11 protein-coding genes and 1 tRNA gene are annotated in these 11848 nt (G+C 73.0%); 5 read left to right on the top strand and 7 right to left on the bottom strand.

Features of this window, described 5'->3' with window-relative positions; translation table 11 throughout:
* Window position 1: 1 nt before the first annotated feature.
* Window positions 2-75, bottom strand: a tRNA-Met gene (locus tag ACFE7W_RS19505).
* A 52-nt stretch (window positions 76-127) separates the two neighbouring features.
* Window positions 128-1264: an aromatic acid exporter family protein gene (locus tag ACFE7W_RS19500; protein WP_375426491.1), complete on the bottom strand. Its 1137-nt coding sequence runs from the start codon at window positions 1262-1264 to the stop codon at window positions 128-130.
* A 59-nt stretch (window positions 1265-1323) separates the two neighbouring features.
* On the opposite strand from ACFE7W_RS19500, the gene ACFE7W_RS19495 reads away from it, so the two are divergent.
* The 5 genes from ACFE7W_RS19495 to serA all read left to right on the top strand — a co-directional run bounded on the left by ACFE7W_RS19495 (window position 1324) and on the right by serA (window position 6828).
* Window positions 1324-2112 (top strand): ThuA domain-containing protein, encoded by a 789-nt coding sequence (locus tag ACFE7W_RS19495; RefSeq protein WP_375426490.1) that lies wholly within the window; start codon window positions 1324-1326, stop codon window positions 2110-2112.
* A complete protein-coding gene (locus ACFE7W_RS19490) occupies window positions 2109-3209 on the top strand; it encodes a Gfo/Idh/MocA family protein (protein WP_375426489.1) in 1101 nt (366 codons plus the stop codon). Before ACFE7W_RS19495 ends, ACFE7W_RS19490 begins: the two co-directional genes overlap by 4 nt.
* 129 nt (window positions 3210-3338) lie before the next feature.
* Window positions 3339-4556, top strand: coding sequence for a SpoIID/LytB domain-containing protein (locus ACFE7W_RS19485; protein ID WP_375426488.1), 1218 nt, complete (start codon window positions 3339-3341; stop codon window positions 4554-4556).
* A 16-nt stretch (window positions 4557-4572) separates the two neighbouring features.
* Window positions 4573-5547: a P1 family peptidase gene (locus tag ACFE7W_RS19480; RefSeq protein WP_375426487.1), complete on the top strand. Its 975-nt coding sequence runs from the start codon at window positions 4573-4575 to the stop codon at window positions 5545-5547.
* 84 nt (window positions 5548-5631) lie between these two features.
* Window positions 5632-6828, top strand: a complete 1197-nt coding sequence (gene serA / locus ACFE7W_RS19475; RefSeq protein WP_375426486.1) for a phosphoglycerate dehydrogenase — start codon at window positions 5632-5634, stop codon at window positions 6826-6828.
* Between the two features lie 51 nt (window positions 6829-6879).
* On the opposite strand, the gene ACFE7W_RS19470 is transcribed toward serA, so the two are convergent.
* Genes ACFE7W_RS19470 through aroA form a run of 5 tightly spaced genes read right to left on the bottom strand, consistent with a single transcriptional unit; the run spans window position 6880 to window position 11828 of the window.
* Window positions 6880-8022: an XdhC family protein gene (locus tag ACFE7W_RS19470; RefSeq protein ID WP_375426485.1), complete on the bottom strand. Its 1143-nt coding sequence runs from the start codon at window positions 8020-8022 to the stop codon at window positions 6880-6882.
* A gap of 4 nt (window positions 8023-8026) precedes the next feature.
* Window positions 8027-8626: an NTP transferase domain-containing protein gene (locus ACFE7W_RS19465; RefSeq protein ID WP_375426484.1), complete on the bottom strand. Its 600-nt coding sequence runs from the start codon at window positions 8624-8626 to the stop codon at window positions 8027-8029.
* A 13-nt stretch (window positions 8627-8639) separates the two neighbouring features.
* The gene (locus tag ACFE7W_RS19460; RefSeq protein ID WP_375426483.1) at window positions 8640-9455 is read right to left on the bottom strand and encodes an inositol monophosphatase family protein; all 816 of its coding nucleotides are present in this window, start codon (window positions 9453-9455) and stop codon (window positions 8640-8642) included.
* A gap of 10 nt (window positions 9456-9465) precedes the next feature.
* A complete protein-coding gene (gene rsgA / locus ACFE7W_RS19455; RefSeq protein WP_375426482.1) occupies window positions 9466-10476 on the bottom strand; it encodes a ribosome small subunit-dependent GTPase A in 1011 nt (336 codons plus the stop codon).
* Window positions 10473-11828: a 3-phosphoshikimate 1-carboxyvinyltransferase gene (aroA, locus tag ACFE7W_RS19450; RefSeq protein ID WP_375426481.1), complete on the bottom strand. Its 1356-nt coding sequence runs from the start codon at window positions 11826-11828 to the stop codon at window positions 10473-10475. The genes rsgA and aroA overlap by 4 nt, the downstream gene beginning before the upstream one ends.
* Window positions 11829-11848 lie beyond the last annotated feature (20 nt).

The raw sequence follows: 11848 nt of genomic DNA, 5'->3' as shown, positions 1-11848 counted from the left end.
GTAGCGGGGACAGGATTTGAACCTGTGACCTCTGGGTTATGAGCCCAGCGAGCTACCGAGCTGCTCCACCCCGCGCTGTTGAGTTAACTGTAGGTGACGGCCCGGGGCGAGACAAATCCGCGGGCCGTCAGTCGACGTCGGGGACCAGCTCGCGGGCCTCGTCAGGCTCCAGACCCGTCAGCTCGAGCAGGTCGACCACGATGGAGCGGGTCTGCGCCAGAATCGCCACGGCGGAGAGCGAGTGCGACAGCTCCAGGTGCGCGCTGGTGCGGCCGGCGGCGACCAGCTCGTCGCGGGCCTGGACGGGCAGCCGGCCCTCGTCCAGGTCGACGGCCATCGCTCGGGCACCTCCGGCCACCCGGTCGATCAGCTCCAGGTAGCCGGGCGGGACGTGCTGACCGCGCCAGACCAGCGTCACGGTCCGCCGGGCCAGCACCCGCAGGTTGCGGCTGGCCCGGTCCAGCGGGACGAGCAGGTCCGCGTACTGCTGGACCTCCGAGAGCTGGCCACGTCGGAAGGGGGAGTGGCGGACGACGGCCAGGCCCTCGCTGTTCGCCTCCGCGAGCCGCCCCAGCTGGCCCTCGGTGGCCCGGGCCCGCTCGAGTACGCGGTCGGCCGCGGACTCGTCGTCCAGCCGTAGGGCCTCCACCGTCGCGTCCAGGGTGCCGGCCAGCTCGCGGAGCATCTGGGCCGCGAGCTTCGCCGGCTTCCGCAGCGGTGAGCTGGGCGCGATCGTGGCCACGACGAGGGCGATCGCGCAGCCGACGACGGCGTCCAGCCATCGTGCGACCCCCTGGTGAGGGTTCGGCAACACGATGGTGACCACGATCGACTGGACCGCCGCCTGGGTGATCATGAGCTGGCCCGCCCCGAGCAGGCTCGCCAGGGTCATCGCCACGGCCACCACCACCACGACCTGCCAGACGCCGGTGCCGAAGAAGGAGACGAAGAGGTCTCCGACCCCGATCCCCACCGCGACTCCGACCGCCATCTCGACGCCGCGCCGCATCCGGTGCCCGAACGTCCCGCCCAGGCAGACGATGGCCGCGATCGGAGCGAAGAACGGCTGCTGGTGGGCGAAGACGACGCTGGCCAGGAACCAGGCCAGCCCGGCGGTGACCGCGGTCTGCACGATCAGGAAGGCACGGCTGCGCAGCCGGGTGACCCGCTGCTCCAGCGAGCGCCGGCCGAGCCGCGTGGTCCGCTCGCTGACGTCGAACGCGCGCAGCTTCATCCGCTGCACCGGGGAGCTGATCTCGGCCATGAGGACATGATGGTGCCCGCCGCAGCGGAGGTCGGGCCGGGAGGGCAGACTAGGTGACCGTGAACTCACCGATCCGCGTCACCGTATGGGGCGAGAACTTCCACGAGACCAGCGAGCGGGACGGGGCCGAGATGGCCGTCCGCTATCCCGACGGCATGCACGGCGCCATCGCCACCGGCCTGCGCGAGCTGCTGGGCGAGCAGGTCGAGGTGCGCACCGCCACCCTCGACCAGCCCGAGCACGGGCTGAGCGACGAGGTGCTCGCCAGCACCGACGTCCTCACCTGGTGGGGACACATCAAGCACGGCGACGTCGACGACGCCGTGGTGGCCAAGGTCCACCAGCGGGTGCTGGGGGGAATGGGCCTGCTGGCCCTGCACTCGGCCCACTTCTCCAAGATCTTCAAGACGTTGATGGGCACCTCGTGCTCGCTGGCCTGGCGCGACTCCAACGACACCGAGCTGGTCTGGAACGTCTCGCCGTCGCACCCGATCAGCCAGGGGGTGCCCCAGCCGATCGTGATCGAGGGCCAGGAGATGTACGGGGAGTACTTCGACATCCCGGCCCCCGACGAGCAGGTCTTCCTCTCGACGTTCTCCGGCGGCGAGGTCTTCCGCTCCGGCTGCACCTGGCGTCGCGGCAAGGGCAAGGTCTTCTACTTCTCCCCGGGCGACCAGGACTACCCCGTCTACCACCACCCCGACATCAGACGGGTGCTGGCCAACGCCGTGGTGTGGGCCCGGCCCGAGGAGGTCGCCGACTTCGTGCCGCCGCCCGTGGTCAACATGGCACCACCGCAGTTCACCGGGGCTCAGTTCTCCGGACCCCAGTCCGCGGCGGCCTCGTGAGCGGGTCCACCCTGCGCGCCGGCGTGATCGGGCTCGGCTGGGCCGGCCAGCAGCACATGGCTGCGTACGCCGAGGCCCCGGACGTCGAGCTGGTCGCCCTGGCCGGTCTGGAGACCGAGGCGATGGCCCGGCTGGGTGACGGCTACGGCATCGCCGCCGACCACCGGTTCCCCGCCTGGCAGGACCTGGTCAGCTCCGGTGCCCTGGACGTGGTCAGCATCGCCACCCCGACCACGCTGCACGCCCCGATCGCGGTCACGGCACTCGACGCCGGCCTGCACGTGCTCAGCGAGAAGCCGATGGCCGAGAACGGCACCGCGGCACGCACCATGGTGGACGCGGCCAAGCGCAACGACCGGGTGCTGGACGTCTCGTTCAACCACCGCCGCCGCGGCGACGTCGCCGCGCTGAAGAAGATCATCGACGCCGGACTGCTCGGCCAGATCTACTACGCCAAGGCCGGCTGGCTGCGTCGCGAAGGCATCCCCGGGCTGGGCAGCTGGTTCACCCGCCGGGCCACCGCCGGCGGCGGGCCGATGATGGACATCGGCGTGCACATGCTGGACATGGCCCTGCACCTGCTGGGCGAGCCTGGCGTCCGCTCGGCCTCCGCCGCGACGTACGCCGAGTTCGGGCCGCGGGGCCGGGGCAACTCCTCGGGCATGGCGGGGGCCAAGACCGGCGTCGAGGCGGGGGCCTTCGACGTCGAGGACCTCTCGACCGCGTTCCTCCGGCTGGACGGCGGCGGCACGCTGCTGCTCGAGTCCAGCTGGGCCCAGTACATCCCGCGCGACCAGGCCTACGTGACGCTGTACGGCTCTGAGGGCGGGGCCAACGTCGAGTTCGGCGGCACCCCCACCGAGCCCTACCGCAGCCTGAGCATCTGGACCGAGAAGGACGGCGTGCCGGCGATCCTGCAGCCCGACATCCCGCCGGACGGTGGGCATCGCGCGGCGGTCCTGGACTTCCTGGAGATGGTCACCTCCGGCGACTTCACCTCCTACCGCGGCGAGCAGGCGCTCGCCCGGGCTGTCGTGGTGGACGCCTGCTACGCCTCGGCCGACCAGGGAAGTGAGGTCATCCTCGCCGTTCCCTGAGCCTGTCGCGAGGGTGGGACTTTGGTCCCAACCTTCCCAGCAGACACAGCAAATACTTCGCGCACCACTGGCGTGTCGTGCTTGACGTGAGGCAGTCTGTCGCTTCCGACCGACGACGAACGGAACCCGATGCCTGCCCGCACGAACCCCACCCCGCATTCCCGAAGCCGTCAGGGGCGGCTGGTCGGGGGCCTGCTGGCCCTGGGGCTGCTCACGGCCCCCGTGCTGGCTGCGCCGACTGCCTCGGCTGACTCGGCGGTCAAGCCGGACGGCGGCAGCTTCAGCGTCTCCGGCGCGGGCTTCGGCCACGGTCACGGGATGTCCCAGTACGGCGCCTACGGAGCGGCCAAGAAGGGCCTGTCCTGGAAGAAGATCCTGGCCTTCTACTACCCCGGGACCCAGCGCGCCACGCTGCCAGCCGGCCAGCGCATCCACGTCTGGCTCACTGCCGACGACGACGACAGCCTGCGGGTGCGCCCGGCCGCCGGCCTGAAGGTGAGCGACCGGGACGGCCACAGCCTGACGCTGCCCGCGGGCGGGAGCTACACCTCCTGGCGGATCAGCCGCTCCGGCTCGGGCTACCGGCTGGCCTATCGGAACGCGTCCGGCACCTGGAAGACCAGGACGACCGATCTCACCGCCAGCACCTGGACCTTCTCGACTCCGGCCAAAGCCGTCCAGGTGGTCCTTCCCGGCGGCACGAAGTCCTACCGGGGCTCGGTCAAGCTGGTGAAGCGTGGCAGCGGCGGGCGGACCGTCAACACCGTCACCCTCGAGGACTACGCCCGCTCCGTCGTCCCGTCGGAGATGCCCACCTCCTGGCTCGCGAACGCCGTGAACGCCCAGGCCGTGGCGGCGCGTTCGTACGCCGTGTACCTGCGCGACGTCTACCACTACACCGGCTACGACATCTGCGACACCACCGCCTGCCAGGTCTACGGCGGAATGGCTCGGGAGAACTCGGGTGGCGACGCGGCGGTCAAGGCCACCGCAGGGGTGGTCCTCACCTACCAGGACCAGCCGGCCCTGACCCAGTTCGCCGCCTCCGACGGCGGGGCCACCGCGAAGAGCAACCTGCCCTACCTGACCGCGCATCCCGACCCGTACGACGGCGTGATCACCTCGCAGGCGTGGCACAAGACGATCACCGCCAAGTCCGTCGCCCACGCCTGGCCCTCGGTCGGCACCGTGAAGAAGCTGCAGGTGACCAAGCGTGACGGCTCGGGCCGCTACGGTGGCCGGGTGACGAGCATCAAGATCATCGGCAGCAAGAAGTCGGTCACCGTCTCGGGCGGTACTTTCCAGTCCCGCTTCGGAATGCGCTCCTCGCTGTTCAAGATCAGCTGAGCCCTATCCTGGCCAGATGATCACCGGCTTCCGGATCGGGCACGCCACCGCCGACGGCGACGGCTGGCTGACCGGCACGACGGTGGTGCTGGCCGGATCGGGCGCCGTCGGCGGTGTCGACGTCCGCGGCGGTGGGCCGGGCACGCGTGAGACGGACCTGCTCGACCCTAGCGCTCTCGTCGAGCGGGTGCACGCCGTCGTCCTGACCGGGGGCAGCGCCTACGGCCTGGCCGCCGCGGACGGGGTGATGCAGGCCCTGGAGCAGCGGCAGGTCGGCTTCCCGGTCGGGCTGCAGCCGCACCAGGTGGTGCCGATCGTGCCGGCTGCGGTGATCTTCGACCTGGGCCGCGGTGGCCACTTCGGGCACCGGCCGACCGCGGACTTCGGGCGTCGTGCGCTGGAGGCGGCGACCGAGGATCCGGCCCGCGGCTGCGTCGGAGCGGGCACGGGCGCGACGTGCGGCGGACTCAAGGGGGGCTTCGGGTACGCCGAGCAGCGACTCCCCTCCCGTACCGCGGTCGCGGCGGCGGTGGTCGTCAACGCGGTCGGCTCGGCGGTCGACCCCGCCTCCGGGCGGCTCTGGGCCGACTCCGGCCAGATGCTGCCGCCCCCGACCGAGGCGGAGCGGGCCGAGCTGGCCGCCGCCGTGGCGAACCCTGCCCCCTCGCTGGCCACCACCATCGGCGTCGTGCTGACCGACGCGTCCCTGACCAAGGCCCAGAGCCGCAAGGTCGCCGCTGTGGCCCACGACGGCCTGGCTCGCGCCGTCCGGCCGGTGCACGGGATGTTCGACGGCGACACCATCTTCTGCCTGGCTTCGGGCGAGCGGCCAGCGCCTCCCGACCCGTACGCGGCGGTCGTCGAGCTGGACGCCCTGCTGGGCGCGGCGGCGGAGGTCTTCACCGCGGCCTGTCTCGACGCGATGCTGTCCGCCACCGGGCGGGAGTCCTGGCCGGCGTACGCCGACCTCGTGCCCGCTACCCGGTCCTGAGCCCGGTTGAGACCGGGGAGCATCGCCGGCCGGCCCTTCCTAGACTGGGCCGGTCACCCCACCCGCCCGTCTGACGAGGGACCCATGAAGGCACTGCTGCTCGAGAACATCCACCCCGAGGCCGTCCGGGTCCTCACCGAGCACGGGATCGAGATCGAGACCGCGCACGGGGCGTTGGACGAGGCCGAGCTGATCGGGGCCGTCCAGGACATCGACCTGCTGGGCATCCGCTCGAAGACCACCGTGACCCGGGCCGTGCTGGACGCCGCCCCCCGGCTGCTCGGCGTCGGCGCCTTCTGCATCGGCACCAACCAGATCGACCTGGCCGCCGCGGCGGAGCGGGGGACCGTGGTCTTCAACGCGCCGTTCTCCAACACCCGCAGCGTGGTCGAGCTCGTGGTGGCCGAGATCATCTCGATGGCCCGCCACCTCACCGACAAGAACGCCAAGATGCACGCGGGCGTCTGGGACAAGTCGGCCAAGGGCGCGCACGAGGTCCGTGGCCGCACCCTGGGCATCGTCGGCTACGGCAACATCGGCAGCCAGCTCTCGGTGGTCGCCGAGGCTCTCGGCATGCGGGTGATCTTCTACGACGTCGCCGACAAGCTGGCGCTGGGCAACGCCCGACGCTGCTCCAGCCTGGAAGAGCTGCTGCGCGAGGCCGAGACGGTCAGCCTGCACGTGGACGGTCGGGCCGGCAACGCCGGGCTGTTCGGCTCCGAGCAGTTCGCGATGATGCGCCCCCGCAGCTTGTTCCTCAACCTGTGCCGCGGCATCGTCGTCGACCACGAGGCGCTGCGCGAGCACCTGGAGTCCGGGCACATCGCCGGCGCTGCGCTCGACGTGTTCGCCGAGGAGCCGAAGGCGGCCGGTGACCCCTTCGTCAGTTCACTGCAGGGGATCCCGAACGTGATCCTCACCCCGCACGTCGGCGGCTCCACCGAGGAGGCGCAGCAAGACATCGGCCGGTTCGTCGCCGGCAAGCTGAGCGACTTCGCCCGGGCCGGCACCACGACCATGTCGGTCAACCTGCCCAGCGTCCAGGCCGACGAGACGCCGGGCCGCAGCCGCGTCCTGCACGTGCACCACAACGTCCCGGGGGTCCTCGCCACCGTGAACGGGGTGCTGGCCGACGCCCGGGTCAACATCGAGAGCCAGAGCCTCGCCACCCGCGGCCAGCTGGGCTACGTGGTCACCGACATCGGCGGCCGGTTCGACGACGCGCTGCTGGACAAGCTCCGCAGCCTGCCGGAGACCGTCCGGCTGCGCGTCATCGGCTGAGCCCCACTCGCCGGACCGACGTGTCAGCATTGAGGTGCCCTGGGGGACACCTCAGTTCTGACAGGTCGGGTGGTCGTGGTGGATGCGGCCGTCGAGCTCGCTCAGCGGCTGGCCGCCACCGCCCCAGTGCCGGCGGACGATCTCGGCGGCGATGGAGACGGCCGTCTCTTCCGGCGTCCGGGCCCCGAGGTCCAGACCGATCGGACTGGCGAGCCGAGTCAGCTCGGCGTCGGTCAGGCCGACCTCCCGCAGCCGCTGCAGCCGGTCCTCGTGGTTGCGACGCGAGCCCATGGCCCCGACGTAGCCGACCGGGAGCCGCAGCGCCACCTCCAGCAGCGGCACGTCGAACTTCGGGTCGTGGGTCAGCACGCAGACCACCGTCCGCCCGTCGAGGCGCCCGGCCGCGGCCTCGGTCGCGAGGTAGCGGTGGGGCCAGGCGACCAGCAGCTCGTCGGCGTCGGGAAAGCGGGACGGCGTGACGAAGAGCCCGCGGGCGTCGCACACCGTCACCCGGTAGCCCAGGAAGCCGCCCACCCGGGCCAACGCCGCAGCGAAGTCGCTGGCCCCGAAGACCAGCATCCGCGGGCGGGCCGCGAGGACGGCGGCGAAGACCCGCATGCCCGTCTCGAGCCGCTCGCCGTCGGGTCCGTAGGTCAGGCAGCCGCTGTGGCCGCTGGCCAGCAGCCCGCGGACGTCGTCGGTCACCGCGGCGTCGGTCCGGTCGCTGCCCAGGCTCCCGCCGGGCGGGGGCGGTCCGTCCCCTTCGACCAGCAGCCGCCGGCCGACCCGCGCGGCGTCGGGGTGCTCGACGACCGTGGCCACCGCGACCGGCCGCCCGTCCGCCACGGCGGCGGCCAGGACCTCCAGGTGAGGGTGCGTGCTGGGCGAGACCGCTTCCACGAAGACCTCGAGCTCGCCGCCGCAGGGGAGCCCGACGGCACCCGCGTCGGCGTCGCTGACCCCGTAGCGGCGCAGCTGGGGCACGCCGTCGGCCAGCACCGTCTCGGCCACGGCGTAGACGTCGGCCTCGACGCAACCCCCAGAGACCGAGCCGACCACGGTGCCGTCCGGGCCCACCAGCATCGCCGCGCCGGGCGGCCGGGGCGCGGACCGCCACGTGTCGACGACGGTGGCCACGGCGACCGTCTCCCCGGCCCGCCACCAGGCCAGCAGCCGCTCGAGCACCTCGCGCACCGGGTCAGCCTGCCAGTCCGGGCGCGTGGTCGTCGTCGTGTCCCGTGGCCAGGTCAGCGCACTCGACCTCGCGCGCGCCGGAGATCCGCAGGTAGGCCTGCCCGCCCCGGTCGCCTCCCAGCGACGCCACGAGAGGAGCCAGGTGCGCTGCGCCCACGAGGACGGGATGGCCGGGCCGACCGTCGTAGGTCGCCCGGGCCAAGGTGTCCGGCGTGAGCGGCCGGTCCAGCACCCGGGCCACGACGGCGGCGCTCACGTCCGGCAGGTCGACCAGGTGCACCAGAGCGGCTCGACCCGGTCCGGCGCCCACGCTCTGCAGTCCGACGGCGAGCGAGCTGCCCATCCCCTCGGCCCAGGACGGGTTCTCGGCGATCCCGACGGCCACCCGGACGGCCACCCGGACGGCCGGCTCGGCGAGCAGCCGGCGGGCCGCCTCGGCCTCGCAGCCCAGGACGACGAGCACGTCGTCGCAACCACCGTCGACGAGCACGGCGATGCTGCGGGCCAGCCACGACGTCCCGTCGGTGTCCCGGCGGAGCGACTTGGGACCGCCGGCGCGCCGGCCGGCCCCGGCGGCGAGCAGCACCCCCGTCACCGCAGCCACGGCGGTCGGGACCTCAGTCGGCGTCGGGGCGCAGAGCAGCGAGGACCGCCTCGTGCAGCCGACCGTTGCTGGCGTACGCGCCGGCGCCGAGCGGGCCCGGGGTCCCGTCCAGGTCGGTGAACGCGCCGCCGGCCTCGGTGACGATGATCGAGCAGGCCGCCATGTCGTGCAGGGCCAGCTCGGGCTCGCAGGCGATGTCGACGCCGCCCTCGGCGAGCAGCATGTAGGACCAGAAGTCCCCGTACGCGCGCGTCCGCCAGCAGGTCCGCAGCAGGTCGACGAACTCCTGGCCCTGGCCCGCTTCGACCCACTCCGACACCTCGGCGTAGCTGAGCGAGGCATCCTCGAGCTCGGTCACGGCCGAGACCCGGCACGGGCTCGGCGACATCAGCGACTTGCCGGCGTACGCGCCGCCACCCAGCGAGGCCCACCAGCGACGCCCGAGCGCCGGCGCACTGACCACGCCCAGCACCACCTCGTCGTTCACCATCAGCGAGATCAGGGTGGCCCAGACGGGCACGCCACGCACGAAGTTCTTGGTGCCGTCGATCGGGTCCACCACCCAGCGGCGCGGACCCCAGCCGGTGTCGGCCAGCTCCTCGCCGTGCACGGCGTCGCGGGGCCGGGCGCGCCCCAGGGTGCGCCGGATCGCCTCCTCGACCGCGGTGTCCGCGTCGGTGACCGGGGTCAGATCGGGCTTGGCGCTGACGTGCAGGTCGAGCGCCTTGAAGCGGCTCATGGTGAGTGAGTCGGCGTCGTCGGCCAGCAGGTGGGCCAGGCGGAGGTCGTCGGTGAGGTTGCGCAGCAGGACGTCGTCAGGAGCCAGCACGGTCGCCAACCTACTGGCCCGAGCCGAGCATCCGCCGGAACGACTCCAGCCGTTCCGCGCCCAGCTCGCCGCGCCCGACCGCCGCGTCCAGGGCGCACTCCGGCGCGTCCGCCTCGTGGCTGCAGCCCCGCGGGCAGGTCAGCGCGAGCGCCGCCAGGTCGGTGAACACCGCGACCAGGCTCTCGCGGGTGACGTGGCTCAGGCCGAACGAACGGACGCCCGGGGTGTCGATCACCCAGCCGGGGTCGCCCGGCAGGTCGCGCAGGGCCGGCAGCCGGAGGGCGATCGCCGAGCTCGAGGTGTGCCGGCCTCGGCCGGTGACCTCGTTGACGGCTCCGGTGCCGCGGTGGGCGTCGGGGATCAGGGCGTTGACCAGGGTGGACTTGCCCACGCCAGAGTGGCCGACGAAGACGCTGCTCCGGCCGTGCAGGGCGCTGCGGATCGCGGTCAGGTCGGCGCCGGGGGAGACCGTCTGCACCGGCACGCCGAGCGGCTCGTACTGGGCGAGCAGCTCCTCGGGGCCGGCGAGGTCGGCCTTGGTCAGGCAGAGCAGGGGCGCGATCCCGGCGTCGAAGCCGGCCACCAGGATCCGGTCGATCATCCCGGTCCGGGGCGGCGGGTCGGCCAGGGCCGTGACAATCACCAGCTGGTCGGCGTTCGCCACGATCGGGCGCTCGTACGGGTCGTCGTCGTCCGCGGTCCGCCGCAGGACGGTGCTGCGCTCCTCGACGGCGACGATCCGGGCCAGTGAGCCCTCCTCGCCGCTGGTGTCGCCGACCACCCGCACCCGGTCGCCGACGATGACGCCGGTCCGGCCGAGCTGGCGGGCCTTGGTGGCCGTCAGGTCACGGTCGCCGTCAGGCCCGGGAACCAGGACGCGGAACCGTCCCCGGTCGACGGTGATGACCAGCCCGATCTCCGCCTCGGAGTAGTCCGGCCGGTCCTTGGTCCGCGGACGGGTGTGCCGGCGCGGCCGCTCGAAGGCGTCGTTCTCGTCGGTGCGGAAGCTGCGGGAGGTCACAGCAGCGGGTCGTGCTCGGGCTCGCGGACGCTCTCGCTGCGGGCTTCGGAGTCGGCGATCATGCCGGTCCAGAGCCGGACGAACTCCGGCATCGTCTTCGCCGTGCAGCTCACGTCGTCCAGCTCGACGTTCGGCACCACCAGCCCGAGCAGCGCGCCGGCCTGGGCCATCCGGTGGTCGGCGTAGGTCCGCCACCACGACCCGCCGAGGAGCTTGGGATTGATGGTCAGCCCGTCGTCCTCCTCGACCACGCCGCTGCCGAGCGCCGAGAGCTCGGCGTTCAGCGCAGCGAGCCGGTCGGTCTCGTGGCCGCGGATGTGGCCGACGCCGTGCAGCTGGGTGGTGCTGTCGGCGAGCGCGGCCACCGCGGCGACGACCGGGGTGAGCTCGCTGGCCCGACGCAGGTCGAGCTCGACGCCGTGCAGGTGGTCGGTGCCGCGGACGGTCAGGGCGCCCTGGAACCACGTCACCTCCGCGCCGAAGGCCTGGAGGATCTCGCGGATCTCGTCCCCGGGCTGGTGGGTCTGCTCGGGCCAGCGCGGGACGGTGACCATCCCGCCCGTCACGGCCGCGGCCGCGAGGAACGGGGCCGCGTTGGACAGGTCCGGCTCCACCACCACGTCGTGCGCGGTCAGCACGCCCGGGGCGACCCGCCAGCGGTCCGGGGCGGTGTCGTCGATCACGATCCCGTGATCGCGCAGCATGGCCACCGTCATCGCGATGTGGGGCTGCGAGGGGACAGGGGGGCCGACGTGCTGCAGGTCGAGCCCCGCCGCGAGCCGAGCGCCGACCAGCAGCAGCCCCGAGACGTACTGGCTCGAGGTGGAGGCGTCGATGGTCACCGGACCGCCGCGGAGCGAGGGCGAGCCGGTGACGGTGAACGGCAGGCCCGGCCCACCCTCGGTCCGCACCTCGGCGCCGAGGTCGGTCAGCGCCTGGAGCAGCGGAGCCATCGGTCGGGACTCGGCCTGGGGGTCGCCGACGAACCTGACCGGCCCGTCGGCCAGGGCCGCGAGCGCGGGTACGAAGCGCATCACCGTCCCGGCCAGGCCGCAGTCGATGGTGACGCCGCCGGAGAACGTCGCCGGCGGAGTGACCAGCCACTGGTCCCCGGACTCGACGATGACGACCCCCAGCGCGCGCAGGGCGTCACGCATCAGCGAGGTGTCGCGCGCCTGGAGGCCGCCGGTGACCACCGAGGGCCGGTCCGCGAGGGCCGCGAGCACCAGGGCCCGGTTGGTCTCGGACTTCGAGCCGGGCACGCTCACCGTGGCGTGGATGGGTGCCGGAGCCAACGGCGCGACCCAGGGCTGGGGCTCGGACGTGGCGCTGGCGGGTGGGGTGGTCGGCACGCCGGAAGTCTACGGGCGCG

Origin of the sequence: uncultured Friedmanniella sp., assembly GCF_964244285.1 — a bacterium.
Taxonomy (GTDB): Bacteria; Actinomycetota; Actinomycetes; order Propionibacteriales; family Propionibacteriaceae; genus Microlunatus.
The sequence above is the reverse complement of the archived record's forward strand: the minus strand, read 5'-3'. Positions and strand labels throughout refer to the sequence as shown.